This window comes from Arthrobacter sp. U41, from assembly GCF_007679325.1.
In the GTDB taxonomy this organism is placed as follows: Bacteria; Actinomycetota; Actinomycetes; order Actinomycetales; family Micrococcaceae; genus Arthrobacter.
The window spans coordinates 94,462-120,436 of sequence record NZ_VEGI01000003.1 but is presented as its reverse complement, the minus strand read 5'-3'; the positions used below and the strand labels follow the sequence as shown (position 1 = coordinate 120,436).

At 66.8% G+C, this 25,975-nt stretch carries 25 protein-coding genes; 10 read left to right on the top strand and 15 right to left on the bottom strand.

Annotated elements, in window-relative coordinates; translation table 11 throughout:
- Position 1 precedes the first annotated feature (1 nt).
- Together purQ and purL are read left to right on the top strand one after the other, a co-directional pair.
- A complete protein-coding gene (gene purQ / locus FS787_RS11900) occupies positions 2–772 on the top strand; it encodes a phosphoribosylformylglycinamidine synthase subunit PurQ (protein ID WP_144672636.1) in 771 nt (256 codons plus the stop codon).
- On the top strand, positions 769–3,108 hold the full coding sequence (gene purL / locus FS787_RS11895) for a phosphoribosylformylglycinamidine synthase subunit PurL (RefSeq protein WP_144672635.1): 2,340 nt from the start codon (positions 769–771) through the stop codon (positions 3,106–3,108). The genes purQ and purL overlap by 4 nt, the downstream gene beginning before the upstream one ends.
- An 81-nt stretch (positions 3,109–3,189) precedes the next feature.
- On the opposite strand, the gene FS787_RS11890 is transcribed toward purL, so the two are convergent.
- The 6 genes from FS787_RS11890 to FS787_RS11865 all read right to left on the bottom strand — a co-directional run bounded on the left by FS787_RS11890 (position 3,190) and on the right by FS787_RS11865 (position 6,001).
- Positions 3,190–3,483, bottom strand: a complete 294-nt coding sequence (locus FS787_RS11890) for a DUF503 domain-containing protein (protein WP_144672634.1) — start codon at positions 3,481–3,483, stop codon at positions 3,190–3,192.
- Between the two features lie 24 nt (positions 3,484–3,507).
- A complete protein-coding gene (locus FS787_RS11885; RefSeq protein ID WP_144672633.1) occupies positions 3,508–3,828 on the bottom strand; it encodes a putative quinol monooxygenase in 321 nt (106 codons plus the stop codon).
- Between the two features lie 130 nt (positions 3,829–3,958).
- Positions 3,959–4,561: a hypothetical protein gene (locus tag FS787_RS11880; protein ID WP_144672632.1), complete on the bottom strand. Its 603-nt coding sequence runs from the start codon at positions 4,559–4,561 to the stop codon at positions 3,959–3,961.
- Entirely contained in the window at positions 4,539–5,117 is a 579-nt protein-coding gene (locus tag FS787_RS11875) for a DUF1990 domain-containing protein (protein ID WP_313959656.1), read from the bottom strand. Before FS787_RS11875 ends, FS787_RS11880 begins: the two co-directional genes overlap by 23 nt.
- A complete protein-coding gene (locus FS787_RS11870; RefSeq protein ID WP_144672631.1) occupies positions 5,114–5,512 on the bottom strand; it encodes an MmcQ/YjbR family DNA-binding protein in 399 nt (132 codons plus the stop codon). Before FS787_RS11870 ends, FS787_RS11875 begins: the two co-directional genes overlap by 4 nt.
- 63 nt (positions 5,513–5,575) lie before the next feature.
- The gene (locus tag FS787_RS11865; protein WP_144672630.1) at positions 5,576–6,001 is read right to left on the bottom strand and encodes a CoA-binding protein; all 426 of its coding nucleotides are present in this window, start codon (positions 5,999–6,001) and stop codon (positions 5,576–5,578) included.
- Positions 6,002–6,404: 403 nt separating this feature from the next.
- Here FS787_RS11865 and FS787_RS11860 point away from each other — a divergent pair, with 403 nt between their 5' ends.
- From FS787_RS11860 to FS787_RS11830, 7 genes are all read left to right on the top strand, one after another.
- Positions 6,405–7,265, top strand: a complete 861-nt coding sequence (locus FS787_RS11860; RefSeq protein ID WP_144672629.1) for an ABC transporter ATP-binding protein — start codon at positions 6,405–6,407, stop codon at positions 7,263–7,265.
- A gap of 135 nt (positions 7,266–7,400) precedes the next feature.
- Positions 7,401–8,444, top strand: a complete 1,044-nt coding sequence (locus FS787_RS11855; RefSeq protein ID WP_144672628.1) for an aliphatic sulfonate ABC transporter substrate-binding protein — start codon at positions 7,401–7,403, stop codon at positions 8,442–8,444.
- Positions 8,444–9,355, top strand: a complete 912-nt coding sequence (locus tag FS787_RS11850; protein ID WP_260982523.1) for an ABC transporter permease — start codon at positions 8,444–8,446, stop codon at positions 9,353–9,355. Before FS787_RS11855 ends, FS787_RS11850 begins: the two co-directional genes overlap by 1 nt.
- Positions 9,346–11,358 (top strand): acetate--CoA ligase, encoded by a 2,013-nt coding sequence (acs, locus tag FS787_RS11845; protein ID WP_144672627.1) that lies wholly within the window; start codon positions 9,346–9,348, stop codon positions 11,356–11,358. The genes FS787_RS11850 and acs overlap by 10 nt, the downstream gene beginning before the upstream one ends.
- The gene (sfnG, locus tag FS787_RS11840) at positions 11,355–12,581 is read left to right on the top strand and encodes a dimethylsulfone monooxygenase SfnG (RefSeq protein ID WP_144672626.1); all 1,227 of its coding nucleotides are present in this window, start codon (positions 11,355–11,357) and stop codon (positions 12,579–12,581) included. The genes acs and sfnG overlap by 4 nt, the downstream gene beginning before the upstream one ends.
- Positions 12,581–13,942 (top strand): O-acetylhomoserine aminocarboxypropyltransferase/cysteine synthase family protein, encoded by a 1,362-nt coding sequence (locus FS787_RS11835; protein ID WP_144672625.1) that lies wholly within the window; start codon positions 12,581–12,583, stop codon positions 13,940–13,942. The genes sfnG and FS787_RS11835 overlap by 1 nt, the downstream gene beginning before the upstream one ends.
- Entirely contained in the window at positions 13,939–14,433 is a 495-nt protein-coding gene (locus FS787_RS11830; protein ID WP_144672624.1) for a CoA-binding protein, read from the top strand. The genes FS787_RS11835 and FS787_RS11830 overlap by 4 nt, the downstream gene beginning before the upstream one ends.
- A gap of 90 nt (positions 14,434–14,523) precedes the next feature.
- Here the strand turns inward: FS787_RS11830 and FS787_RS11825 are convergent, their stop codons facing one another.
- From FS787_RS11825 to FS787_RS11800, 5 genes are all read right to left on the bottom strand, one after another.
- Positions 14,524–15,309, bottom strand: coding sequence for a hypothetical protein (locus tag FS787_RS11825; protein ID WP_144672623.1), 786 nt, complete (start codon positions 15,307–15,309; stop codon positions 14,524–14,526).
- A complete protein-coding gene (locus FS787_RS11820) occupies positions 15,306–15,854 on the bottom strand; it encodes an RNA polymerase sigma factor (protein WP_144672622.1) in 549 nt (182 codons plus the stop codon). Before FS787_RS11820 ends, FS787_RS11825 begins: the two co-directional genes overlap by 4 nt.
- Before the next feature lie 87 nt (positions 15,855–15,941).
- The gene (locus FS787_RS17990; protein ID WP_186329178.1) at positions 15,942–16,445 is read right to left on the bottom strand and encodes a hypothetical protein; all 504 of its coding nucleotides are present in this window, start codon (positions 16,443–16,445) and stop codon (positions 15,942–15,944) included.
- Positions 16,446–16,750: 305 nt separating this feature from the next.
- Positions 16,751–17,761, bottom strand: coding sequence for a 1-aminocyclopropane-1-carboxylate deaminase (locus FS787_RS11805; RefSeq protein WP_144672620.1), 1,011 nt, complete (start codon positions 17,759–17,761; stop codon positions 16,751–16,753).
- Positions 17,762–17,950: 189 nt separating this feature from the next.
- Complete coding sequence (locus FS787_RS11800) at positions 17,951–19,240, bottom strand: adenylosuccinate synthase (protein ID WP_069952569.1); 1,290 nt, start codon at positions 19,238–19,240, stop codon at positions 17,951–17,953.
- A gap of 432 nt (positions 19,241–19,672) precedes the next feature.
- Between FS787_RS11800 and FS787_RS11795 the strand changes: the two genes are divergently transcribed.
- Positions 19,673–20,305, top strand: coding sequence for a uracil-DNA glycosylase (locus FS787_RS11795; protein WP_144672619.1), 633 nt, complete (start codon positions 19,673–19,675; stop codon positions 20,303–20,305).
- Between the two features lie 471 nt (positions 20,306–20,776).
- On the opposite strand, the gene FS787_RS11790 is transcribed toward FS787_RS11795, so the two are convergent.
- The 4 genes from FS787_RS11790 to FS787_RS11775 all read right to left on the bottom strand — a co-directional run bounded on the left by FS787_RS11790 (position 20,777) and on the right by FS787_RS11775 (position 25,911).
- Positions 20,777–21,970 (bottom strand): phosphatidylserine/phosphatidylglycerophosphate/cardiolipin synthase family protein, encoded by a 1,194-nt coding sequence (locus tag FS787_RS11790; protein ID WP_222124070.1) that lies wholly within the window; start codon positions 21,968–21,970, stop codon positions 20,777–20,779.
- Between the two features lie 1,664 nt (positions 21,971–23,634).
- On the bottom strand, positions 23,635–24,063 hold the full coding sequence (locus FS787_RS11785; RefSeq protein ID WP_144672618.1) for a DUF3151 domain-containing protein: 429 nt from the start codon (positions 24,061–24,063) through the stop codon (positions 23,635–23,637).
- Positions 24,064–24,065: 2 nt separating this feature from the next.
- Positions 24,066–25,085 (bottom strand): class II fructose-bisphosphate aldolase, encoded by a 1,020-nt coding sequence (gene fbaA, locus FS787_RS11780; RefSeq protein WP_144672617.1) that lies wholly within the window; start codon positions 25,083–25,085, stop codon positions 24,066–24,068.
- A gap of 169 nt (positions 25,086–25,254) precedes the next feature.
- Positions 25,255–25,911 (bottom strand): TrmH family RNA methyltransferase, encoded by a 657-nt coding sequence (locus FS787_RS11775; protein WP_144672802.1) that lies wholly within the window; start codon positions 25,909–25,911, stop codon positions 25,255–25,257.
- Between the last annotated feature and the right edge of the window lie 64 nt (positions 25,912–25,975).

Sequence of the window (25,975 nt, the reverse complement as noted above, 5' to 3'; positions counted from 1 at the left end):
CATGACTGAACTCCCCCTGATCGGCGAGGCAGTCGCCGTCGCCGCCCACGGTTCTGATATTCGCCAGCTCACTGGTGCGAAGATCGGCGTCGTCACCTTCCCCGGCACCCTGGACGACCGCGACGCCGTCCGCGCCGTGCGTCTGGCCGGCGCCACGCCGGTGGCACTCTGGCACGCGGACACCACGCTCGGTGACGTCGACGCCGTCGTCATTCCCGGCGGTTTCTCCTACGGCGACTACCTCCGCGCGGGGGCGATCTCCCGGTTCGCGCCGCTGATGTCCAAGATCATCGACGCCGCCAACTCGGACGCCAGGCTGCCGGTGCTGGGCATCTGCAACGGTTTCCAGATCCTCACCGAATCGCACCTGCTTCCCGGCTCCATGATCAAGAACGACCACTTGAAGTTCATGTGCCGCGACCAGGTCCTGCGGGTGGAGAACAACACCACCGCCTGGACCGGGGACTACGCCGCCGGCCAGGAAATCACGGTGCCGCTGAAGAACCAGGACGGCCAGTACATCGCGGACGAGAAGACGCTGGACGCACTGGAGGCGGAGGGCCGCGTGGTGTTCCGCTACGTCGGGTGGAACCCGAACGGCTCGCGCCGCGACATCGCCGGCATCGCCAACGCCGCCGGCAACGTGGTGGGTCTCATGCCGCACCCGGAGCACGCCGTGGAGGCAGGTTTCGGCCCGGAGGACGGCTCCGGCACCGAGGGCCTCGGCTTCTTCACCTCTGTCCTGAACAAGATCGTGGGAGACAACAAATGACGGAGACGTCAGCGGGCCGGACGGCCGGCACCGCCACCGAGACCAAGAAGTTCAACATCGACACCGTCGAGAACGCGGCCAGGACCCCGGACGTCGAACTCCCCTGGGCCGAGCTGGGACTGAAGCAGAACGAGTTCGACGAGGTGGTCAAGGTCCTGGGCCGGCGCCCCACCGGCGCCGAGCTCGCCATGTACTCCGTGATGTGGAGCGAGCACTGCTCCTACAAATCCTCGAAGAACCACCTGCGCCAGTTCGGCGACAAGGTCACCGACGAGATGAAGAAGGACATGCTGGTGGGCATCGGCGAGAACGCCGGCGTCACCAACCTGGGCGACGGCTGGGCCGTGACGTTCAAGATCGAGTCCCACAACTCGCCGTCGTTCGTGGAGCCCTACCAGGGTGCGGCCACCGGCATCGGCGGTATTGTCCGCGACATCATCTCCATGGGCGCCCGCCCGGTGGCCGTGATGGATCCGCTGCGCTTCGGCGCCATCGACCACCCGGACACGGCCCGCGTTATGCACGGCGCCGTGGCCGGCATCGGCGGCTACGGCAACTCCCTTGGCCTGCCGAACATCGGCGGCGAAATGGTCTTCGACTCGGTATACCAGGGCAACCCGCTGGTCAACGCCCTCGCGGTCGGCGTCATGCGGCACGAGGACATCCGCCTCGCCAACGCCTCCGGCAAGGGCAACAAGGTGGTGCTGTTCGGCGCCCGCACCGGCGGCGACGGCATCGGCGGCGCCTCCGTGCTGGCCTCCGAGTCGTTCGATGACAGCAAGCCGTCCAAACGCCCCGCCGTCCAGGTGGGCGACCCCTTCGCCGAGAAGGTCCTGATCGAATGCTGCCTCGAGCTGTTCAAGGGTTCCCTGGTTGAGGGCATCCAGGACCTCGGGGCCGCCGGCATCTCCTGCGCCACCTCCGAGCTTGCCTCCAACGGCGACGGCGGCATGGAAGTCGAGCTGACCTCCGTCCTGCTCCGCGACCCCACCCTGACCCCGGGCGAAATCCTGATGTCCGAGTCGCAGGAACGCATGATGGCCGTCGTCACCCCGGAAAACATTGCCGCGTTCGAAGCGGTGATGGACAAGTGGGCCGTCGAATACTCCTGGCTGGGCGAGGTCACCGATACCGGCCGCCTCATCATCACCTGGGAAGGCGAGGTCATCGTCGACGTCGACCCGCGCACCGTCGCCCATGACGGTCCGGTGTACGACCGCCCGTACGCGCGCCCCGAGTGGCAGGACGCCGTGCAGGCCGATGCCTTCACCGGCTCTGTGCAGGACGCCGGCCGCCCCTCCGCCCCCGCGGAGCTGGCCGCCGCCATCACCGAGCTCGTCGCCTCACCGAACATGTGCAGCAAGTCCTGGATCACCAACCAGTACGACCGCTACGTCGGCGGCAACACCGCCATGGCGTTCCCGGACGACGCCGGCGTGGTCCGGGTGGACGAGGAAACCGGCCTGGGCGTGGCCCTCGCCACCGACGCCAACGGCCGCTACACCTACCTCGATCCGTACCACGGCGCGCAGCTGGCGCTCGCCGAGGCGTACCGCAACGTCGCCACCTCCGGCGCCGTGCCGATGGCCGTCAGCGACTGCCTGAATTTCGGCTCCCCCGAGGACCCGGACGTGATGTGGCAGCTGGCCGAAGCCATCCGCGGCCTGTCGGACGCCTGCATGGTGCTGGGCATCCCCGTCACCGGCGGCAACGTCTCGCTGTACAACCAGACCGGCACCACGCCCATCCACCCCTCCCCCGTGGTGGCCGTGCTCGGCAAGTTCGACGACGTCGCGCGCCGCACGCCGTCGGGCTGGAAGGAAGACGGCCAGGCCATCTACCTGCTCGGCACCACCGCGGCGGAACTGGACGGCTCGGAATGGTCCAACATGCGCGGACACCTTGGCGGCCTGCCGCCCAAGGTTGACCTCGCCGCCGAACGCGAGCTGGGCGAGATCCTGATCAACGCCTCACGCGACGGCATGGTGGATTCCGCGCACGACCTCTCCGAAGGCGGCCTCGCGGCGGCCCTCGTGGAGTCCTCGCTGCGTTACGGTGTGGGTGCCCGGATCGCGCTCCAGGACGTCCTGGACCGCGACGGGGTGGACCTGTTCACGGCGCTGTTCTCCGAGACGCAGGGCCGGGCCATCGTGGCCGTGCCCCGTTCCGAGGAGATCCGTTTCAAGGACATGTGCACCGCCCGCGGCTTCGCGCACCTCCGGATCGGCGTTGTGGACGCCGAGGGCGGAACGCTGGAGATCAACGGCGTCGAGACCATGAACCTCGACGCGCTCCGCGAAGCCCACGAGGCCACCCTGCCGAAGTACTTCGGCTAACCGCCACACCCCAGACGACGCGGGGCCACCTATCGCGCATAAATCCCCTCGGGATGGGCGATAAGTGACCCCGCGTTGTTTTCAGTCGTCGCTGCGGAGTTCGCGTTGACGGGCGCTGAGCAGTTCCAGTTCCGGCCGCGCCGCGACAAAGCGTTCGACGGCGGCCAACACCTCGATCAGGTGTGCCCGGTCCGCCGCGACCAACCCGACGCCAATGACGGTGCGGCGGTACTGGTCGTGCAGGCCGGCCTCGATCACAGAGACGTCGAAGCGGCGCTTAAGCTCGGCGAGCACCGGTCGCACCACGGAGCGTTTCTCCTTCAGGCTGTGGACATCGCCGAGGAGGACATCGAATTCAATCCAGCCGATCCACATGGCACGCTCCTTCCCGGGACGACCCTAGGCGATGGTGAGTTCGCCCATCCGGTCCCAGCCTTCGCCGTCGAGCTGGCGGCTGATGATCCGGGGAGTCTCCGCCAGTGCCTTGGGCATGTCCGCCATAGCCTGTTTGAAGTGGGCGCTGTTGACATGGTCCCCGGCGGCGTCGTCTTTGAAGGCCTCGACGAGGACGAACTCGTTGGGGTCCTCCACGCTGCGGGACCAGTCGAACCAGAGGTTGCCGGGTTCCTGCCGGGTGGCCTGGGTAAAGTCCTCCACCAAACCGAGCCAGCGCTCTGACCAGTCGGGCTTGACCTTGAATTTGACGACGATGAAGATCATGGAAAAGTGCCTTTCAATGTGGCGGGACGGTGTTCCATTCTTGCAACAACCCAACGCGGGGTCACTTCCGGCCCATTCCGGTGCCCCGCACGGGCCGGAAGTGACTCCGCGTTGCAGTTGAAGGGCGGGATCAGCAGGCCTGGATCGCTTCCCGGGCCAGCTGCTGCTGCCGCGGGGTGCCGATGCGCTCGGCCCACTGCGAGGCGAGCTGGAACTCCACCATGGCCTCGGTGCAGCGGCCGGCGTCGTGCAGTGTCCAGCCGAGGTTGTTGTGCAACGCCACGAGCCACTGTTTAGTCCGCTCGTCGTGCACCGTGGAGGCGTATTCCAGGGCGCTCCGGGTCCAGGTTTCGGCGTGGGCGGCGTCCGCGATGGCGAGCATGTGGAGCGCATCGACGGCAAGGAATTCCTCTCCCAGGTGGTCCGCGAGTTCGGCGGCCTGTTCGAAGAGCGGCACGGCCATCTGCGCGTGGCCGCTGGAGTTCAGCACCCGCCCGCGTTCCAGCAGCACCCGGACGGCGACGGTGGGTTCGTCGCCGTCGACCGCGTCCAGCAGCGCGTCGGCTTCCTCGTACCTGCCCTGCAGCCCGATGGCCCGGCCGAGCTGGGTGGTCAGCTCCGCACGCTCGTCGGCGTCGTAGGCGGGATCGGCCGCTGCCGCCCGGAAGCGGGATTCCGAAAGGGCCGGGTCATCGAAGTCCCATAGTTGGTCAAGGGTCTGTTGATTCAGCATTGTGCCTGCTCTCAGTCCACACCTGCAGCGAGTTTCTGTGCACTCCTAAGGTAGCGGGAAGTGATGAATCTTTGGGCTGCCTTGGCCACTGCCCGCCGGCGGCATAGAACCAGTTGGCATGCCTGCTGAAGGCCGTAATGCTGAACGTCACGGCGCCGGCGGCGTCGATGGAGACTTCAAACGCCTCCTCGCCGCGCTCCGGATGACCCGGGAGCGTGCCGTAGCCGAACCCCGCGGACTGCGGGGCGCCCCCGGGCACCGGGCGGCGGACCCATACGACCTCGCAGGGCGCGTTGATCCGGAAAGGGCCGACGCCGAACCCGCTGACAATCCGGGCGCCGGGTTCAACGGCCTCGGTTTCGGTCCGGACCCGCAGACCGGACCGGCGCTGGATCTGCCATGTCAGGATCCCATCGGCGACGCGGCGGTAGGTTTCGAGGCCCTCACCCAGGTGGGCATGGGTCTGGTACCGGTCGAAGCCCTCCGGCGACCGGCCCTCGCTGGTGGCACCGATCCCTGGATAGTTCAGCTCACCGGGCGCAATCCGCGCGTTCACGCCCGACCACCGGCCAGCCGCGCCCAGCCCAGCTGCTCCTGCTGGCGGCGGGTCAGCGAAGCCACCACCAGGTCATAGGAGTCCTCGATCATGTCGCGCACCATCGCATCGGGCAGGGACCCGTCCAGGCGCACACCGTTCCAGTGTTTCTTGTTCAAGTGCCAGGCTCCGGTGATCTCCGGGTGGCCGGCGCGCAGCTGTTCTGCCAGGGCAGGCTCGCATTTCAGGCTCACGGCGAAATCGTGCTGGTCCATCGCGGACAGGGCGAACATCTTGGCTGCGCTGCCGGACACTGCCGCCTGCACCTTGAAAACGGACGTCTCCGGCCCGAACGGGAAGTCCTCGAAAGCGCCGGGAAACCCGAGGCAGATCCCCCGGAGTTCAGCTACATCCATGGTCCGAGCCTACTGGCCGGGGCGGACATTGTGCAGGGCCCTCCCGGCTCCGCAGGCGTGCGGTCAGAGACCGAAGCGCCTGGCGTCCTGCGCCGGGCAGGCGTTCATAATGACATCGAGGCCGGCGGCCTTGGCCCGCGCCGCCGCCGCTTCATCGATGACGCCCAGCTGCATCCAGACAGCCTTCGCGCCGACGGCGATCGCCTGGTCCACCACGGCCCCCACCTTGTGCGAATTCACAAAGCAGTCAACGACGTCGATCGGCTGCTTCTCGGCGGGAATGTCGGCCAGTGCCGCGTAGCCGGGTTCCCCATGCACGGGATCGGCGGGGAGGTTGACCGGGATGATTTCCATGCCGAGCCGGTCACGGATGAACAGGGACGTGTCATAGGCGGCACGCCACTGATTCGTGGACAGGCCGACAATGGCCCACCGCCCCTTGGTGCGCATAAGTTTTTCGAGGACTGCCGGATCGTTGACGTGGGCCATGTGCACAGCCTATCCGCCGCCGCACCATGTCCTGGTCAGCGCCGGGGCGGCAAGAGCCTGCACGCGGCCCGCCGCGGGCATATTGCCTGATGCCGAGCCCTCGATGGAGATCCAATTGTCGAACAAGTGACCGGCGTATGCCCCACGGTGGCGGCAAGTCCGAATATTACGCAGGAAAACCTTCCCATTTGGGAAAAAGTGCCGATTCCGGTTTAGTGGGGAACGACCATCCCGAGCGGCCGAGAGACCTGGATCGATGAAGCCGCAGCAACCCTGGTCGCCGTCATCCCACCCTGGATACCGGCGATAACAAGGTATGGAGCCAAGGGAACCACCGGGCTGACCACCCGGTTCAAAGGCTCATTCCGTAGGGTGCTACTGCCAGGACCGATGGAGTATTCCTATGACTGCTGTCCTGTCCTCCTCCGCGGCCGAGGCGCCCCTTGCCGCTCCCGCCGGAGCCACCACCCGCACACCGGCCCTGCCGGTGGCCTTCCGCTCCCTGCGCCGGGCCTTCGGTAACGGCGCAGACGCCCACACCGTCCTGCGCGACGTTGACTTCGAAATCCGAGCCGGCGAGGTTCTGGCCATTCTCGGTACCTCGGGCTGCGGCAAGTCCACGCTGCTCCGGGCCACCGCCGGGCTGGACTCCCCCAGTGCAGGCAGCGTCGATATTGACGGCACGCCCGTCCAGGGCATCGACTCCCGTTGCGCCTTCGCTTTCCAGGAACCGCGCCTCCTGCCGTGGCACACCCTGCGGGCCAATATCGCGATCGGCCTGCCCAAGGGCGTCAGCGCCAGGGACGGCAAGGCAAAAGTGGCCCGATTGCTCGACCTCGTGGGGCTGACCGACTTCGCCGGGCACCGTCCCCGCGAAATCTCGGGAGGCATGGCACAGCGTGCCTCTCTGGCCAGGGCACTCGCGCGCAACCCCGGCGTCATGCTCCTCGACGAACCATTCGGTGCGCTCGACGCGCTGACGCGGATCAAGATGCAGGACCTGCTGCTGGACATCCACCGCGCCGAACCCACGACGGTGCTCCTGGTGACCCACGACGTCGACGAGGCCCTCCAGCTTGCCGACCGCATCATCGTCCTGGGCAAGGAAGCGGACGCCGGTGCAGATTCAGGCGCCGCGTCGCCCGGAGCCACGATCGTCCGCACCGTGACCGTGCCCGGAGAGCGCCCCCGGGACCGCGGTTCCGTGGACCTCGCCCGGTTGCGGGCGTCGCTCCTGGAGACCCTCGGCGTCGACGGCCACTAGCCGCCCCGCCGACCGGTCCCTCCGCAGTCCCCCCGCCAGGAAACGGCGCAGCCACGGCTGCGTCCGCCCGCCACGTCCATTCGCCTTTCGCCTTTCGCCTTTCGCCTCAATCGCTTCATACCTCAGAGGAGCCCCATGTCATTCACCCGCAAAGCCACCCGCCGGTCCGTAATCGGCGCCGCAGCCGTCTCCGCCGCGCTCGTCCTCACGGGCTGCGTCGCAGGGGAAGGTTCAGGAGGCTCGGCCGCGGCTGGCGCCGCCGTCGGGAGCAGCAAGCTCAACATCGATTTCGCCACGTACAACCCGTTGAGCCTGGTCATTAAGAAGAAGGGCTGGCTTGAAGCCGCCCTCCAGGACCAGGGCGTCACCGTCAATTGGGTGCAGTCCGCCGGGTCCAACAAGGCCAACGAGGCGCTGCGCTCCGGCGCGATCGACGTCGGCTCCACGGCCGGATCCGCGGCCCTGCTGGCCCGCGCCAACGGTTCCCCGATCAAGACAATCGATATCTACTCCCAGCCGGAATGGGCGGCGCTGGTGACGAAAGAGTCCTCCGGCATCACCACCGTGGCTGACCTCAAGGGCAAGTCGGTGGCGGCGACGAAAGGAACCGACCCGTACTTCTTCCTGCTTCAGTCGCTCTCCGAAGCCGGGATCTCGGCCACGGACGTCACCGTGCAGAACCTGCAGCACGCCGACGGCCGTGCCGCGCTGGAAAACGGCTCGGTGGACGCCTGGTCGGGCCTGGACCCGATCATGGCCGGCGCGGAGCAGAAGGGCGCCAAACTCTTCTACCGGAACCTCTCCTTCAACACCTACGGCTTCCTGAACGCCACGGAAACCTTCCTGCAGGACAAGCCGAAACTGGCCCAGGCCGTCGTCAACGCCTACGAGAAGGCCCGCGCATGGGCCGCGGCCAACCCGGACGAGACCGCTCAGATCCTCGCCGAAGCTGCTGGGCTGGATCTCGCCGTCGCAAAGACCGTGGTGTTGCAGCGCAGCAACCTCAACGTCGACCCGGCACCGGGCGACGCGCAGCGCAAGGTCCTGGCGAAGATCGGCCCCACGTTTGTGGAGACCGGCGACGTCGCGAGCCAGCAGCAGATCGACGACGCCATCGCCTCCCTTCTCGATGACTCGCTGGTGACGAAGGCGGACGCGTCCGCCATCAAGGATTCCTGATGACCCGCCTCGGAAATCCATACGTCACTGGCAACAGTGTTGCGGACGGGCACGCTGCAGCTGTCCCCGCAACTCCGGCAGACGCCGCCCGGCCGGACTCCCCCGCTATGGTTGCGGGTGGTTCCCCGGCGAACGGATGGTCCCCCGCCGGGATCCTGGCCAACGGCTGGGCGCGTCTGCTCCTTGGACTGATCATTCCCGCCGCGATGCTGGCCGCCTGGCAGGTCTCGACGGCTGCCGGGGTGTTCAGCATTGTCCAACTCCCGCCGCCGGCCATGGTGCTGGAGGCCGGACTTGACCTCCTCCAGCGCGGGCAGCTCGGCCAACACATCGCCATCTCCACCCAGCGAGTGCTGATCGGCTTTGCGGCCGGTGCATCGCTGGGCCTGGTTCTTGGATCGCTGGTGGGCCTGTCCCGGTTCGCGGACGCCCTGCTCGCCCCGACCATCGGCGCGCTCCGAGCCGTCCCCTCCCTGGCTTGGGTACCGCTGCTCATCCTCTGGATGAAGATCGGCGAGGACTCCAAGATCACGCTGATCCTGATCGGCGCCTTCTTCCCTGTGTTCACCACTGTCTCCCTGGCGCTGCGCCACGTGGACCAGAACCTGGTGGAAGCCGCGCGCGCGTTCGGGCTCAAAGGCGTCAAGCTGCTGACAACGGTGCAGCTTCCGGCCGTAGTGCCTGCCGTCTTCTCCGGGCTCCGGCTCGCCCTGGCCCAGGCGTGGCTGTTCCTCGTGGCAGCTGAACTCATTGCCTCCTCGATGGGACTCGGCTTCCTGCTCACGGACTCACAGAACAATGGCCGCACCGACCGGCTCCTGCTGGCCATCGTGCTGCTGGCCCTGATCGGCAAGACCACCGACGCCCTGCTGGGCCTGGCCGAGAAATGGGCGGTGAAACGATGGGCCTAGCCATCCAAGCCGCCCCGGCCAATGTCCCTGCGACCGAAGAGGAACGCCTCACCTTCTGGGAGGCGGCCGCCCTCCGTCTCGACTGGGAGGACGTGCCCGGACAGGACAAACCGTGGCACACCACCCACCGCCGCATCCCGGCCGACGTCGGCGCCGGCATCGGCCCGGACATCACCTGGTTCGACGGCGGCAGGCTCAACGTCGCCTACAACTGCGTCGACCGCCATGTAGCGGCGGGACGCGGCGACAAGGTGGCCCTGCACTTCGAGGGCGAGCCCGGCGACCGGCGCACCATCACGTACGCCGAACTCCAGCGGGAGGTCTCCAAAGCCGCCAACGCCCTGCTGGACCTCGGTATCACCCAGGGCGACCGGGTGGTCATCTACCTCCCGGTCATCCCGGAAACGGTGATCATCACGCTGGCCGTGGCCCGCATCGGCGCCATCCACTCGCTCGTCTTCGGCGGTTTCTCCGCGGAGGCACTCAAGTTCCGGGTGGAGGACACCCGCGCCAAGCTGCTGGTCACCACCGACGGGCAGTTCCGCCGCGGCGCCGCCGTGCCGGTCAAGGACAACGCGGATGCGGCCGTCTCCGGGGACAACGCCATCGAGCACGTGCTGGTGGTCAACCGCACCACCGCACCGGAACTCCTGGACACCGTCCCGATGACCGCGGGGCGCGACGTGTGGTGGCATGACGCCGTCGGGCAGGCCTCCGACGTCCACGCAGCCGAGGCGTTCGACGCGGAGACGCCGCTGTTCATCATGTACACCTCGGGGACCACCGGCAAGCCCAAAGGCCTGGTCCACACCTCGGGCGGTTACCTGACGCAGGCGTCCTGGAGCTTCGAGCACCTCTTCAGCAACCCGGACCCGGCGCTCCGGGACCGGGACGTCCACTGGTGCACGGCGGACCTCGCCTGGGTCACCGCGCACACCTACGAGCTGTACGGCCCGCTCTCCAACGGGGCCACCCAGGTGATCTTCGAAGGCACCCCCAACACCCCGCACCCGGGCCGGCACTTCGAAATCATCGAACGCTACGGCGTGACGCAGTACTACACCGCCCCCACCCTGGTGCGCTCGCTCATGGGCTGGTTCCCGGACGGCGTCCCGGACGGCTACGACCTCTCCTCCATCCGGCTGCTCGGCACGGTCGGCGAGGCCGTCAACCCCGAGGCATGGCGCTGGCTCCGGGAAAACGTCGGGGCCGGCACAGCCCCCGTGGTGGACACCTGGTGGCAGTCCGAAACCGGCGCCGCCATCCTCTCCCCCGCACCGACGGACACGGAGTTCAAACCCGGCTGCGCGGCCCGGCCCCTACCCGGCGTCGGCACGCGGATCGTGGACGACGCCGGCAACACGGTGCCGCCGGGCGTCCAGGGTTTCATCGTGGTGGACGCCCCCGGACCCGCCATCGCCCGCACCGTGTGGGGCAACCCGCAGCGGTACTTTGACTCGTACTGGCGCAAGTACGCCGCCCAGGGCTGGTTCCTCGCCGGCGACGGCGCCAAGTACGACGACGACGGCGACATCTGGATCCTCGGGCGCGTGGACGACACCCTCAACGTCTCCGGACACCTGCTGTCCACGATCGAGATCGAATCGGCGCTCGTCTCGCACCCGGACGTGGTGGAAGCCGGGGTGTGCCCGGTCGCGGACCCGAAGACCGGGCACGCCATCGTGGCGTTCGTCGTCCCCACCCGCCCCCTCCCCTCGCAGGCTCGGGCAGGGAACCCTGCGGGCGTGGGCCCAAACTCGCTGGCCGAGGAGCTGCGCAACCATGTGGCGAAGGCGATCGGGCCGATCGCCAAGCCGCGGGACGTCGTCGTCGTTCCCGATGTGCCGAAAACGCGCAGCGGCAAGATCATGCGCCGGCTGCTGACCCAGCTGTTCGAAGAAAGTGCGCTCGGGGACACCACCTCACTCCAGAACGAACCATGCATCGCGGACATCCAGGATGTCCTGCGGTCCCGTTACCCCAGAAGTAAGGAACTCTCATGACTGACATCAGCAACGTCGCCCGTCTTTCCGAACCGCTCAAGTTCGCCTACTGGGTCCCGAATGTCTCCGGCGGCCTGGTGGTTTCCACCATTGAACAGCGCACCGGCTGGGACTTCGAGTACAACAAGAAGCTGGCCCGGATCGCGGAGAACTCCGGCTTCGAATACGCCCTCACCCAGACCCGCTACGCCGCATCCTACGGCGCGGACAAGCAGCACGAGGCCACCTCATTCAGCCTCGCCCTGCTGGCGGCAACCGAGCGGCTCAAAGTGATCTCCGCCGTCCACCCGGGCATGTGGCACCCCGGCGTGCTGGCAAAGTACATCATCACCGCGGACCACATCTCGAACGGCCGCGCCGCCGTGAACATCGTCTCCGGCTGGCTCAAGGACGAGTTCACCAACTTCGGCCTCGAGTGGCTGGAACATGATGAACGCTACGTCCGCACCGAGGAGTTCATCAGGATCCTCCGCGGGCTCTGGACCGAGCAGGAGTACAGCCAGTCCGGCAAGTACTACAACATCAACAACTTCACCCTGAACCCGGCTCCGGTGGACGTGCCGGGCCGGGCGCACCCGGAGATCTTCTTCGGCGGGAACTCCACCGCCGCGCAGGCCACGGCCGGGCGCGTGGCGGACTGGTACTTCTCCAACGGCAAGGACCTGGAAGGCTTCAAGGAGAACATCGCCGGTGTGGTGGCCTCCGCCGGTGAGGCCGGCCGCGGCACCGAAGGTGATCTCCCCTCCGCTTTATCCTCTCACCTCCCATCTCCGAGGTTCGGCCTGAACGGCTTCGTGATCTCCCGCGATTCGGAGCAGGAGGCCCGGGACACCCTGCGCGAGATCGTCGCGAAGGCGCACAAGCCCGCCGTCGAGGGTTTCCGCGCGGCGGTCCAGGAAGCCGGGGCGTCCACGAAGGACGGCAAGGGCATGTGGGCCGATTCGAGCTTCGAGGACCTGGTCCAGTACAACGACGGGTTCAAGACCCAGCTGATCGGCACGCCGGAGCAGATCGCCGAGCGGATCGTGGAGTACAAGAAGATCGGCGTGAACCTGTTCCTCACCGGCTACCTGCACTTCCAGGAGGAAGTCGCCGCGTTCGGGCGGGACATCCTGCCGATCGTCCGCGACCTCGAAGCGGACCTCGCCCGGAAGCACGGCACCGAACTCGATCTTTCGGGCACGCCGGCTGCCGGCTCAACCGCCGGGCTGGTGAACGCGTAATGGCGGACCGCAAGTTCGGTTTCCGCACGCGCGCCCTGCACGCCGGCGGCACGCCCGACGCCGAGCACGGCGCCCGGGCCGTACCCATCTACCAGACCACGTCCTTCGTGTTCAAGGACACCCAGGACGCCGCCAACCTCTTCGCACTGCAGAAGTACGGCAACATCTACTCCCGGATCGGCAACCCCACGGTGGCCGCGTTCGAGGAGCGTATCGCCTCCCTGGAGGGCGGCATCGGCGCGGTGGCCACCTCCTCGGGCATGGCTGCGGAATTCATCACTTTTGCCGCCCTGACCCAATCCGGGGATCACATCGTGGCCGCCTCCCAGCTCTACGGCGGCACCGTGACCCAGCTGGACGTCACCCTGCGGCGCTTCGGCGTGGACACCACCTTCGTCCCCGGCACCGACCCGGCGGACTACGCCGCCGCGGTCCGGGAGAACACCAAAGCGATCTTCGTGGAAGTGGTGGCCAACCCGTCGTCGGAAGTCCAGGACCTGGAGGGGCTGGCAAAGGTGGCGCACGACGCCGGCATCCCCCTCGTCGTCGACGCCACCTTGAGCACGCCGTACCTCGTGCGGCCCATCGAACACGGGGCGGACATTGTGATCCACTCCGCCACGAAATTCCTCGGCGGGCACGGCACCACACTGGGCGGGGTGATTGTCGAAAGCGGCCGCTTCAACTGGGGCAACGGCAAGTTCCCCACCATGACCGAACCGGTGGCCTCCTACGGCAACGTCTCCTGGTGGGGGAACTTCGGCGAGTACGGTTTCCTGACCAAGCTGCGCTGCGAGCAGCTGCGCGACATCGGCCCCGCCCTCTCCCCAACCTCCGCGTTCCAGCTCCTGCAAGGCGTCGAGACCCTCCCGCAGCGCCTGGATGAGCACCTCAGGAACGCCCAGGCCGTGGCGGAGTGGCTTGAAGCGGATGAGCGGGTGGCCTACGTGAATTTCTCCGGCCTACCCTCGCACCCGCACTTCGAGCGGGCCCGGAAATACCTGCCGCTGGGCCCCGGCTCCGTGTTCTCCTTCGGCGTGAAGGGCGGCCGTGCCGCGGGGCAAAAGTTCATCGAGTCCCTGCAGCTGGCCTCACACCTGGCCAACGTCGGCGACTCGCGGACCCTGGTGATCCACCCCGGTTCCACGACCCACCAGCAGCTCAGCCCGGAACAGCTCGAATCCGCAGGTGTCCCGGAAGACCTCGTCCGCATCTCAATCGGGCTGGAGGACATCGAAGATATCCTCTGGGACCTCGACCAGGCCCTGGACGCGGCCTCGGACGTCGCGGCCGACGCCGGGTCCACTCCCGGCGCTGAACCCGTTGAGGCAGAGTCCTGCACGATCGGAGCAAACGCATGAGCACGGAAGAACGAACCTGGACCGGGCCGTCAGCCCCGGAACGCCTGAACCTGCTGCGGCAGGCGAAGTCGATCGCGATTGTGGGAGCCTCGGACAAGCCGTCCCGGGCGAGCTACTTTGTGGCGACGTACCTGCAGTCCTCCACGCGCTACAAGGTGTATTTCGTGAACCCAGTGGTGAAAGAGATCCTGGGCGAGCCGACATACGCCACCCTCGCGGACCTGCCGGAAAGCCCGGACATCGTGGACGTCTTCCGCAAGCACGACGACCTGCCGGGGGTCCTGGACGAGGCCATCGCGGCCGGTGCCGGGACACTCTGGTTGCAACTGGGCTCGTGGCACGAGGATGTGGCGAAGGAAGCCGAAGCCGCAGGGCTCGACGTCGTGATGGACCGTTGCGTGAAGATTGAGCATGCCCGTTTCCACGGCGGCCTGCACCTGGCCGGGTTCGATACCGGCGTCATCTCCTCCAAGCGGCAGGTGCTGGCCTAGCCCATTCGCGGCCCATTCGCGGGAAACGCGCGGGGTCGCCGACGTATCGGCGACCGCGCGCTACCGGCGAACCGGACGGGCGCTGACGTATTAGCTGGCAGGGAGCGTGGGAAGCTCGACGGGAAGGGTCGGCTCCGGAAGCGGTTTCACGGGAAGGACCCGGCCCTCGCCCCGGCCGGGGAGACCGGGCACACCCGGAGTGACCGGACGGCGCGGCGGCGTCGGAAGGACTCCGCCGCGGCCAACGGCGGGCGGGGTGGCAGCGGGCTTCGAAGGACGGGCGGGCGCGGATCCGGGAGCTTCCGGAATCTCATCTGGCGTCGGCTGCGCGGTGCTGCCCGCCGCATTCGAGGGCGCAGGGGCCGCCGGAAGGTCCGTCGGCGCCGGCTTGGCCGGCTTCGGCGCCACGTCAGGCGTCTCGCCGGAAGGCTGGAAGATGACGCCCACAGTGTGGTTGACACTTTGGCGGAAGTCTTCACTGGAAGCCGCCACTGCGCCTGCGCCGAGGGTCATGGCACCCACCACGGCGCCGCCGACTATTGCCAGCCTGCGCTTCAGGCCGCGGCGCTCGGCGAGGCTCGAAACCCCGGCCGGCAGGGCCTCGTCGGTGGGTTCCGGTGCGGACGCGACAAGGGGCAACGCCGTCGTCGCCGTCGTGGGAACTGCCGCGGCTGCGGGCGAACCGGCGGCGCCAATTCCGGGGGCCCCGGCGGCCAGCAGCGCGGCGAGGTCTGCGCGGGGCGCGGGGGCCCGGTCCGGGACCAGGGAACGGAGCTCCTCCAGCGAGCTGCGGAGCTCGGTGGATGATTCGAGTCCGGAATCGCGGAGCATCGCGTGGATGCTGCCATCCTGCTGGGGTTCGCGTGTTCCGGTCATGATGCTGCGTGGTCCTTTTCAGTGACGAGTTCGCGCAGGGCGCTGAGCCCGCGTCGTTGAAGCTGTTTGATGGCCCCCGGCGTCTTGTCCATGATGCCGGCCACCTGTTCGATGGAGAGGTCCGCGACGATCCGCAGGACCAGGACTTCCCGTTGCTCGTCGTTGAGTTGGGAGAGGGTATCCGCAATTCCGCCCAGGGACCCCAGGGCCTCCTCCTCGGCGGAGGCGGCGTACCGGGTATCGTCCCGGGGATCGTATTCGGCCAGGTAGGGCGTACGCTCTGCGCGCCGGTTGTGGTCGACCAGCCTGGCGTGGGCGATGGAGAAAATGAAGGTCCGGAGGCCGCTGTAGCCGCCGGTGACCTTGGCCAGCTTCGGCAGGACATCGACGAAGACGTCCTGGGTGAGCGCCTCGGCGTCGTCCACGCCGCGGGCCCGGAAGTAGCCGAGCACCGCGGGTGAGATGACCGTGTAGACAGCGCTAAATCCTGATGGCTCGCCAGCTAAGGCTGCTGACAATTCGTCATCGCTTAGCTGTTCTGCCAAGGGGCTGTCCTTCCGGTTACTGCTGGGGGGTGCGGCCCGGCAAGTCTAGCGGCCGCACCCCCGGTGCCTCCAAAGAGGCGTTGGTGCCTACTTGTTGAGCTCAGGCAGCTCGTCCGACGGCAGGGTCGGAACGGCCGGGACAGCAGGAACGGCCGGGACAGCCGGCACACCCTTGGCGCCCGGTACAGCCGGTACAGCAACGGTTACGCCGGCGTTGGCCTTGGCCGTGGCCGCGCCCTTCGCGTTGGCTGCACCCTCGACGGAGGCGCCGTCCTTGTCAGCGGACACGGAGCCCTCTGCAGAGCCTTCGGCGTCCTCGACGCTGGCGTCGCCCTTGGCGGAGCCGTCAACGGACGGGGACGCCGGAACGGCCGGAACCGCGGGGACAGCCGGGACAGCCGGGGTGGCGGGAAGGTCAGGAGTCGCCGGGACCGCGGGGACAGCCGGGACGGCGGGCGTAGCGGGGGTCACTTCAGCCTGCTGGGTGTTCGAAACCTGGGCCGCGTTGGCCAGGCCGACGCCGGAGAATCCTCCGATAGCGAGAATCGCGGCGCCGACAGCAATCTTGGTGGTCTTGCTAACACTCTTCATAAAAAACGTACATCCTTTGTTGGTGTGAAGGCCGGCTGTTGCCTGATGGGGGCAGTCAACAGCCCGCGCATTCGGTGGAAGGCTGGCCGGCGCCCGATGGGGGCGGACGCCGGCCGCACTTACAGTGGAAGGCCGGCCGGGCACTTGGTGGGGGGTCCAGGCTCCGGCGGCGCTTACAAATGAGTAATCGCTGGAGGGCCGCAAAAGGTTACGCCCCGATCGAAAGTTTTTTCCAGCGCTTTCCGGGCAGCCGCACGACGGCGGCGGCGGCACCCGCCAAGGCCGCCGCCCCACCCGATGCGCTGTCAGGAACGGAAGAGCCCACTGTACGCGTTGAGGGCGATCTGGCCGCCCAGGTGGGCGTACAGGACGTTGCTGCCGGCCGGAATCTCCCGGCTCTTGACGAGGTCGATCAGCCCGGCGAGGGACTTGCCCTCGTAGACGGGGTCCGTGATCATCGCTTCGAGCGAGGCGCCGAGGCGGATGGCTTCCAGGGTGGAATCGACGGGAATTCCGTAGAGGTCACCGGCCCAGCCCTCCATGACATTGATTTCGTCCTCGCGGAGCTCCCGCCCCAGGCCGATCAGCTCGGCGGTGTTCCGCGCAATGCGTTCCACCTGGTCTCGGGTTTTCTGCAGGGTCGCCGAGGCATCGATGCCGATGACGCGGCGCGGTTTGTCCTGGCCGGCGAAACCCGCGATCATCCCGGCGTGGGTGGATCCCGTGACGGTGCAGACGATGATGGTGTCGAAGAAGATGCCGAGCTCCCGCTCCTGCTGCTGCACCTCGTAGGCCCAGTTGGCGAAGCCCAGCCCGCCCAGCCGGTGGTCGGACCCGCCGGCCGGGATCGCGTACGGCGTGCCGCCCGCGGCCTTGACCTCTTCAATGGCGTTTTCCCAGCTGCTGCGGATGCCGATGTCAAAGCCCGCGCTGTCCAGCCGGACGTCGGCCCCCATGATGCGGGAGAGCAGGATGTTGCCCACACGGTCAGAGAGCGGATCGGGCCAGTCGACCCAGTTCTCCTGGACCAGGCGGGCCTTGAGTCCGAGTTTCGCCGCCACCGCCGCCACCTGGCGGGTGTGGTTGGACTGGTAGCCGCCAATGGAGACGAGGGTATCCGCGCCCTGCGCCAAGGCATCCGGCACGAAATACTCGAGCTTGCGGGTCTTGTTGCCACCAAACGCGAGGCCGCTGTTGACGTCCTCCCGCTTGGCCCAGATCTGCGCCCCGCCCAGATGCGCGCTGAGCCGTGGCAGCGGGTGGATGGGGCTGGGTCCAAACATCAGGGGGTAGCGCTCGAAATCGGTGATGGCCATCATCTGTCCTTTGCTCGGATCACCTGAGACCTCCAAACTGCAATAGATTGCAGTGCAAGGCAACAATCGTCGCCCCCTGTGACCTGGCCTCGAGCCTCGGCACGCAGCAGGTGGCGGCCGGGAACGCGACGGCGGCGGGCCACCTGTGAGGTGACCCGCCGCCGTCGTGCGTCAGTTAAAGCGTCAGTATTAGTCGTTGATCAAATCGTTGATCACGATGGTCTGGTCGCGGTCCGGACCGACGCCGATGGCCGAGAAGCGTGTTCCGGAGAGCTTCTCGAGGGCCAGCACGTAGTTCTTGGCGTTCTCCGGGAGGTCGTCCAGGGTGCGGGCGCCGGTGATGTCCTCGGTCCAGCCTTCGAAGTATTCGAAGATCGGCTTGGCGTGGTGGAACTCGGTCTGGGTCATCGGCATTTCGTCGTGCCGGACGCCGTCGACGTCGTAGGCCACGCAGACCGGGATCTGCTCGATGCCGGTGAGCACGTCCAGTTTGGTGACGAAGTAGTCCGTGAAGCCGTTGACGCGGGAGGCGTGGCGGGCCAGGACGGCGTCGTACCAGCCGCAGCGGCGCGGCCGGCCGGTGTTGACGCCGAACTCGCCGCCCGTCTTCTGCAGGTACATCCCCATATCGTCGAACAGTTCCGTGGGGAACGGACCTGCGCCGACGCGGGTGGTGTAGGCCTTGATGATGCCGATGGAGCGCGAGATGCGGGTGGGGCCGATGCCCGAGCCCACGGAGGCGCCGCCGGCGGTGGGGTTCGAGGAGGTCACGAACGGGTAGGTGCCGTGGTCGACGTCCAGGAACGTGGCCTGGCCGCCCTCCATGAGGACCACCTTGCCCTCGTCCAGGGCGGTGTTCAGGACATAGGTGCTGTCGATGACCAGCGGGCGGAGGCGTTCGGCGAAGGACAGGAAGTACTCCACGATCTCGTCCACCTCGATGTCGCGGCGGTTGTAGACCTTGACCAGGAGTTCGTTCTTCTGGCGCAGCGATCCTTCGACCTTCTGGCGCAGGATGGAGGCGTCAAAGACGTCCTGCACACGGATCCCGAGCCGCGCCACTTTGTCCATGTAGGCGGGGCCGATGCCGCGGCCGGTGGTGCCGATGGCGCGGGAGCCAAGGAACCGTTCGGTGACCTTGTCCAGGACCTGGTGGTATGGCGCGACGAGGTGTGCGTTGGCGGAGACGCGCAGCTTGGAGGTGTCGGCGCCGCGGGCTTCCAGGCCGTCGATCTCCTGGAACAGGGCCTCCAGGTTCACCACGCAGCCGTTGCCGATGATTGGAACCGCGTTGGGGCTCAGGATGCCGGCCGGAAGGAGCTTGAGCTCATACTTCTCACCGCCTACGACGACGGTGTGCCCGGCATTGTTGCCGCCGTTGGGCTTGACGACGTAGTCGACTCGGCCACCAAGCAGGTCAGTGGCTTTACCTTTGCCTTCGTCGCCCCATTGGGCGCCGACGATCACGATTGCTGGCATGGGATCCTCCCCCATTCGTTCGGGCTGAAATCCGAGTGGTTCACCGGGGTGGTCCCCGGAGCTCAGCGCCGTTCATGAGAATGCCCCGAATCTACCGCTGTGCTCAGTACCGCTACGATCTGTACCATCAACGCCAGAGTCCGGGGCTCTTACCACCCAAGTTTAGCCGATAGCGGTGGCGGCGGCTCATTTGACCATCCAATGGACTTCCCGGCGGGCTTTCCCGGCAGAAACTGTGATTGTCTGCACAGGCCGCGGTCCCGGGCCTCCGGCAGCCGCGACATTTCGCAGGGCTTGATAGACTAATAAGGACCGACCAGGAATCGGTCCACACCACATTTTCAAACCACACCGTACTTGGCGTGCCCGGTGTTCGGCGTGCCCGAGTACGGTCTGGCAGCTTTACCAATCCCGCAGGAGAATCAGCAACATATGACAGCCTTGGCCACTGAAAATTCCCGCGAACAGCTACTGAGCCGCCGCTACGAACCTAGCGTCGCAGCCGTCAACGAGCTGTGCGACACGCTGCAGGCAACCAAAGCTGGCACGAATGTCCCCTACGTGGACCCGATGCACGACGTCGACGAGTGCCGGATCATCAGCCTCTTCTCCAACATCGGAACCGAGGACGAATCAGGTTTCATCACTGCCGGCGACGACGAAGCCGCCACCCGCCTGCTCGGCGTCCAGTGGAAGCTGGGCCTGCGCCCCGAATACGTGATGCCCTGGAACGTCCACCCGTGGTACGTCCCGGGTGAGCCCAACGGGAAGTTCACGCCGGACCAGATTTCCGCCGGCCTGAAGCCGCTGCTGAAATTCCTCGCCCTGGTGCCCCGCGCCTCGGTGATCGTGGCGCACGGCACCGAAGCCAACCGACTCGCGAACCTGCTCCTCAAGACCGAGGTGCCCATGATCTGGCGCCGCGGCCTCAAGACCTACAAGGTCCGCTCACTCAGCGGCCGCGCCTTCGCCGGCACCCCGGCCCGCCAGGAGCAGTACCTCGAGGAAATGGGCACCGTCTACGCGGACGCCATGGCCCGCACGGGCCTGGCCAAAACCAGCTAGTCCCCACCTGCACCCTAGCCTCGCAAGCTCGGCCAGGGAACCCGGCAGGCGTGGGCCCACCCACCTGCACCCTAGCCTCGCAAGCTCGGCCAGGGAACCCGGCAGGCGTGGGCCCACCCACCTGCACCCTAGCCAATGCACGACGGCGGGCGCCCACCTTTCGGTGGACGCCCGCCGTCGGACTTTAACAAGCAACGCGGGGTCACTATCGGTCCATTCCAAGCGTGGGATGGGCCGTAGGTGACCCCGAAGCAGCCCAGGCATCCGAGCAGATCATCGAGCAGGTGCAGAGCCGTTACGGCATCGACGTAACCAACACCGACGCGGACGAGGGCGAGGGCGTCTGTCCCCGGCGCCCTCGCGCGGGCACAGCAAGCCCGCAAAGGTCCGGGCTTGTCCGGCATCCCGCCGCCGGCGTCCCGGCCCCGAGTAGCGGCCGTCCCCGCTGGCCTTAACCCGGTGAGCCGGTTCTTACTGTGCGACGGTCCACATTTCTTCGAAGTTGTCGCGGTACTGCAGGTAGACGTCGCGGTCTGAGGTTTCGACGATGGCTTCGTCGTTGCGGTGCAGGGAGGTTGCGTTGTAGTTGTGGCTGCCGGTCATGACCAAGTTGCGACCGGAATTCTTTCCGGTGGCGTTTTCCACGATCAGGTACTTGGAATGGATCCGGCCGGGCAGTGCGCTGGAGTCCAGCTCGCGGAGCTCGATACCGGGCTGCGCGGTGAACCGCTGCAGGATGGGCTCTGCCATCGGACCGTGCACAATGCGTACAGTGCAGCCGGCCTGGGCCATCTCCACGAGTCGGTCTGCGATGCCGTCCCTGGTTTCGTCCCATTCGGACATGCCGATCCGGATCTCGGTGTTTCCGGTGTTTTTGCAGCCGAGCTGGGAGAGCCGATCGACGATCGGATCCACCGTGGCGCTCGGGAAGAAGTGCGCCGTCACCTTTCCGCCGCGCATCCCGGCGGTGACGGTCCGGTAGTAGTCCGGCTGCTGGATCTCGGCGACGAGGTCGTTGAAGTACCCGGCGTAGCCTTCGTAGAGTTTGTGGTTGTCGGTGATGGTCAGGGCGTTGTTCCAGTAGGTTTTGGAGTTGACGTCGGTGAAGTTCGCTGAGGACTGCACGACGACGTCCTGCTCCCCTCCTGTTTCGGAGAACAGGTAGAACTTGTTGTGCTGGCCTTTGGTGCCGATGCAGGACGAGGTGTTGCCTTCGGGAGATTTGTTGCTGCAGACGTGGACCCATGAAGAGGCAGTTTCGTCGACGCCGAGTTCGTTGATGAGTTTGGCTGCGGCGGGCTTGTCGATCTGCCATCCGTCGATCACTATCTGCACGGCCACGCCGCGGCTGTGGGCGGCGAGTAGGGTGTCGGCGAAATCCATGCCGGCTGTGCCGGAGATTACGAAATTGGCGATCTGGATCTTGGAGCCGGGCGCGGCCTGGTTCACGAGGTTGCAGATCTGTTCCACTACCCCGGTAGCCCTGCCGGCTGCCGGGTTGTTGAAGGCCGCGCCCGTGATCACAGGCGTGGCCGGCGCGTTGAGACACGGAGCAGCGTCCTTCAGGGCGCCGGGCGCCTGGGCTTGGGCCGCGGTTCCGGCCGAAACGGCCAGCAGCCCTGCCATCAGGGATGCGGCCAGTGCTTTATGAGTTGTTTTGGGCATGCTCTTTTCCTTTGCTGATTGCGTGCTGTTCAGTGCAAAACGGGTTTCGGTGCCGGGACTCAGTGGTTTTCGCAGGGGTGGAGAACCTCGCCGATAACGATCATGTGATGGGCCGCGGCTGCCCTCAGCGATTCTTGGCGGTCCGGGTTAACGGAAGTGGTGTCGTGCCTTGCCGCGGGCGGGCCGGTCAGGAAACTCGGGTTACCAAAGTCTTTTCGTCGGAGGACTGCCTCGGCCAGACAGGGTTACCCGACGAGATGGGCGGCTCGGGGTTCTCGCGGGCGCGTGTAGGTCTACGGCAGGGCGGGCGCCTCCCGGTCGAGGACCACCGTGGCGCTGGGATGACGCTGGATTGGTTACGCCGGAACTCCTCAGTCACGGGTCCTGTGAGTGCCTGTCTGATCGCCTGCGCCTTACCCGGGTGCCGGTCCGGTCCAAGCGGTTTGCCGCCGGTTCGGCGGCGGTGTCATTGTGCCGGCTCGGCGCGCTGTCTGGCCGTCGGGAGTTCGCCCGCGGCGGGTTGCCTCAGTCCTCAGAGGTAAACCCTTACCCCGGAGCGGTCAGCGGACCTGAGGCGTGGCATTCCGTTCGCTCTTGCCGGTGAGCTTTCTACGTCTCCGCGCGCCAGCGAAACCTGCGGCCGCAACGGCTGCCCCAGCCAGTAGCGCGGCTACTCCAGGTACCGGACGATCGGGGAGATCCCGGACTGCGACTGCGACGAGACCCCAGCTGACGGCGGCGGCATAGGCGAAAGAAATTGGCCGTCGCCAAGCGATGCTGCCAGCGACCGCCCCGGCTCCGATCAGCGCCGCCGTGCTCCAGGCCTCAACTCCGGGCCACGGGGCCGGAAAGCCCGCTGCGATGAGGGCCTCACCCCCACCGGCTACCGTGGCCACAGTTATCCAACCGGCGAAGAGGGCCAGCGGCACGCGCACAAGCCAACGATCGCGCCTCGACCGGACCTCGGTTTCCCCCTGCGGCTTCGCGCGCAGATACGCCGTCAAGGCAGCCGTCGTCGTTGCGGCAATGAGTGTCAGCTCGAGGCCGGGGATGTCCTGGGTCCATACCCAGAACCCTGAAATGCCCACGGCGCAGGCGGTCGCCCATCCGGTCCGGCGCAACAGCGGGTCACGGCGGTGAGCCGGCAGCGCCTGGTAGATGGCATGGCTAAACAGGCCGGCATATATCGGCGTCCAGATGGCGAAGGCATACCCGGACGGCAGGACCAGGCTGGGGCTGGCCGACCCGTCCCCGTAATCCCCGCTCACACCAACCAGGAAACCGCCGGCTATGGCTCCGGCGGTAACTATCTGACGCACTAAATCTCGGTCCGGCATCAGCTGACCTGCTTTCGGTAGACCCCTCAATCATGCCTTCACTGCATCATCGAGGATAGAGCTGCATGGGCACATCGCCGGATGCGCGGCCGAAGCTTTCGTCCCTGTCCATCCACGTGTAGTGGGGCAAAACAGTCACCAGCTGGTTTTCGGATGGTTCCACAGCGAGGGAGTCTTTGACTTTCTGGGTGTGGGGCCCTTCGTCCATGGGACGGCGGCGCCCACCATTCGTGGACGCCCGCCGTCGGACTTTTAACAATCAACGCGGGGTCACTCCCGGTCGATCCCAGGACGTGGGATGGACCGTAGGTGACCCCGCGTTGGGTGTCAGCGCTTCTCGGCTTCGATGGCCGCCTTGGCCGCGGGATCGGAGTCCTTGAGGAACTTCTCGATACGCTCCGGCTCCTCCGCCTCGCCGATCGCAGCGGAGGCGCGGCCCAGCGAGTACAGGGCGCGCAGGAAGCCGCGGTTGGGTTCGTGCTCCCACGGGATGGGCCCGACGCCGCGCCAGCCGTTGCGGCGCAGCGAATCCAGGCCTCGGTGGTAACCGACCCGGGAGTAGGCGTAGGAGTCGATGGTCCGGCCCTCGCTCCAGGCTTCCTCGGCCAGCACGGCCCAGAGCAGCGAAGATGTCGGGTGTTTTTCCACCAGGTCCAACGCTTCCTGGCCGGCGTCCAATGCTGCGTAGATCTCGGTCTCGGCAGGCAGGCGCGTGGGCTCCGGGCCCAACAGGTTCTTGCGGAACTCGTCCGACATGCCTAGAACGTCTTGCCGGTGGAACCGAGCTGCTGGGCAGCCTCAACGACGCGGGCCGCGAGGCCGGCCTCGGCGGATGCGCCCCAGACACGGGGATCGTAGAGCTTCTTGTTGCCTACCTCGCCGTCGACCTTCAGCACGCCGTCGTAGTTGCGGAACATGTGGTCCGCTACCGGGCGCGTGTAGGCGTACTGGGTGTCGGTGTCGATGTTCATCTTGATGACGCCGTAGGACACGGCGTCGGCGATCTCCTTCTCGGTGGAGCCGGAGCCGCCGTGGAAGACCAGGTCGAACGGGTTGGCCTTGCCGATCTTGGCGCCCACCTGCTCCTGGATGTCCTTGAGGATTTCCGGGCGGAGCTTGACGCCGCCGGGCTTGTAGACGCCGTGCACGTTGCCGAAGGTCAGCGCCGTGATGTAGCGGCCGTTTTCGCCGGAGCCGAGCGCGTCGATCGTGGCCAAGGCGTCCTCGACGGTGGTGTAAAGCTTGTCGTTGATGGCGTTCTCGACGCCGTCTTCCTCGCCGCCGACAGTGCCGATCTCGACCTCGAGGATCATCTTCGCGGCGGCGGTGCGCTCCAGCAGCTCACGGGCGATCCGCAGGTTTTCCTCCAGGGTCTCGGCGGAACCGTCCCACATGTGCGAGCTGAAGAGCGGGTTGCGGCCGGCCTTGACCTCGGCTTCGGAGGCTGCCAGCAGCGGCAGGACGAAGCCCTCGAGCTTGTCCTTGGGGCAGTGGTCGGTGTGCAGGGCGATGTTGACGCCGTAGTTCTTTGCGACTTCGCGGGCAAACGCGGCAAAACCGAGCGAACCGGCCACCATGTCCTTGGTGGACGCGCCGGACCAGTAGGCGGCACCGCCGGTGGAGACCTGGACGATGCCGTCGGACTCGGCCTCGGCGAAGCCGCGGAGGGCTGCGTTGAGGGTCTGGGAGGAGGTGACGTTAACGGCGGGGAACGCGAAACCGCCCGTCTTAGCGCGGTCGATCATCTCGGAGTAGATCTCTGGGGTTGCAATGGGCATGCTGACTCCTAAAGTGAATTTCATCTGCGGGCTGGGTTGACCCTGGAGTGAACCTCGTCGGCTAGGAACCATCCTAGCCATTCCTGCGCCGGGGCAGTGTTTCCGGTCACTCCGGCCTGTAATACTCGCCCCGGCCCGGGCCCGGCGCCCGCTGCAATATCGGGTGCGCCTACCCCGGGAGCTGGTTGAACACGTGCCGGCGGATCCAGGCGTGCATGGCGATGGCCGCGGCCGAGGCGGCGTTGATGGAGCGGGTGGAGCCGAACTGCTCGATCGACAACGTATCCACTGCCACTTCGTGGACCTCGGGGGAAAGGCCGGGGCCCTCCTGCCCGAACACCAGCACACAGTCCTTGGGCAGTTCGTAGGTCTCCAGCGGGACGGAATCCGGGAAGATATCGATTCCGATGATCGCCAGCCCCTCCCCCTGCGCCCAAGCCACAAAATCCGCAACGGTGGGGTGGTGGCGGACGTGCTGGTACCGGTCGGTGACCATGGCCCCGCGGCGGTTCCACCGGCGTCGTCCGATGATGTGCACTTCCTTGGCCAGAAACGCGTTGGCGCTGCGCACGACAGTGCCGATGTTCATGTCGTGCTGCCAGTTTTCGATCGCGATGTGGAAATTGTGCCGCTTGGCGTCCAGGTCCGCGACGATCGCCTCGTGCTTCCAGTAGCGGTACTTGTCCACCACGTTGCGGCGGTCCCCGTCCGCCAGGAGATCCGGGTCCCAGTGCGCACCGTCCGGCAGTTCGCCTTCCCAGGGGCCGACGCCGACCTCCGCCTTGGGCTCTGCCTCCGGCTCCGGCTCGCCCTCTCTTGCGGTCAAGCTGCCGGAAAGGGTTTCGCTGGGGATCTCGGGTTCAGTCACGACTCAACATTAGACTGGGTCT

Coding starts and splice junctions, on each gene's coding strand:
- FS787_RS11890 (WP_144672634.1), bottom strand. CDS start 3,483: ATGTGGATCGGCTGGATTGAATTCGATGTCCTCCTCGGCGATGTCCAC.
- FS787_RS11870 (WP_144672631.1), bottom strand. CDS start 5,512: ATGGATGTAGCTGAACTCCGGGGGATCTGCCTCGGGTTTCCCGGCGCT.
- FS787_RS11805 (WP_144672620.1), bottom strand. CDS start 17,761: ATGGCCATCACCGATTTCGAGCGCTACCCCCTGATGTTTGGACCCAGC.
- acs (WP_144672627.1), top strand. CDS start 9,346: ATGGGCCTAGCCATCCAAGCCGCCCCGGCCAATGTCCCTGCGACCGAA.
- FS787_RS11795 (WP_144672619.1), top strand. CDS start 19,673: ATGACAGCCTTGGCCACTGAAAATTCCCGCGAACAGCTACTGAGCCGC.
- FS787_RS11785 (WP_144672618.1), bottom strand. CDS start 24,063: ATGTCGGACGAGTTCCGCAAGAACCTGTTGGGCCCGGAGCCCACGCGC.
- FS787_RS11860 (WP_144672629.1), top strand. CDS start 6,405: ATGACTGCTGTCCTGTCCTCCTCCGCGGCCGAGGCGCCCCTTGCCGCT.
- FS787_RS11850 (WP_260982523.1), top strand. CDS start 8,444: ATGACCCGCCTCGGAAATCCATACGTCACTGGCAACAGTGTTGCGGAC.
- sfnG (WP_144672626.1), top strand. CDS start 11,355: ATGACTGACATCAGCAACGTCGCCCGTCTTTCCGAACCGCTCAAGTTC.
- FS787_RS11830 (WP_144672624.1), top strand. CDS start 13,939: ATGAGCACGGAAGAACGAACCTGGACCGGGCCGTCAGCCCCGGAACGC.
- FS787_RS11885 (WP_144672633.1), bottom strand. CDS start 3,828: ATGATCTTCATCGTCGTCAAATTCAAGGTCAAGCCCGACTGGTCAGAG.
- FS787_RS11855 (WP_144672628.1), top strand. CDS start 7,401: ATGTCATTCACCCGCAAAGCCACCCGCCGGTCCGTAATCGGCGCCGCA.
- purQ (WP_144672636.1), top strand. CDS start 2: ATGACTGAACTCCCCCTGATCGGCGAGGCAGTCGCCGTCGCCGCCCAC.
- purL (WP_144672635.1), top strand. CDS start 769: ATGACGGAGACGTCAGCGGGCCGGACGGCCGGCACCGCCACCGAGACC.
- FS787_RS11825 (WP_144672623.1), bottom strand. CDS start 15,309: ATGACCGGAACACGCGAACCCCAGCAGGATGGCAGCATCCACGCGATG.
- fbaA (WP_144672617.1), bottom strand. CDS start 25,085: ATGCCCATTGCAACCCCAGAGATCTACTCCGAGATGATCGACCGCGCT.
- FS787_RS11800 (WP_069952569.1), bottom strand. CDS start 19,240: ATGCCAGCAATCGTGATCGTCGGCGCCCAATGGGGCGACGAAGGCAAA.
- FS787_RS11865 (WP_144672630.1), bottom strand. CDS start 6,001: ATGGCCCACGTCAACGATCCGGCAGTCCTCGAAAAACTTATGCGCACC.
- FS787_RS11835 (WP_144672625.1), top strand. CDS start 12,581: ATGGCGGACCGCAAGTTCGGTTTCCGCACGCGCGCCCTGCACGCCGGC.
- FS787_RS17990 (WP_186329178.1), bottom strand. CDS start 16,445: ATGAAGAGTGTTAGCAAGACCACCAAGATTGCTGTCGGCGCCGCGATT.
- FS787_RS11880 (WP_144672632.1), bottom strand. CDS start 4,561: ATGCTGAATCAACAGACCCTTGACCAACTATGGGACTTCGATGACCCG.
- FS787_RS11790 (WP_222124070.1), bottom strand. CDS start 21,970: ATGCCCAAAACAACTCATAAAGCACTGGCCGCATCCCTGATGGCAGGG.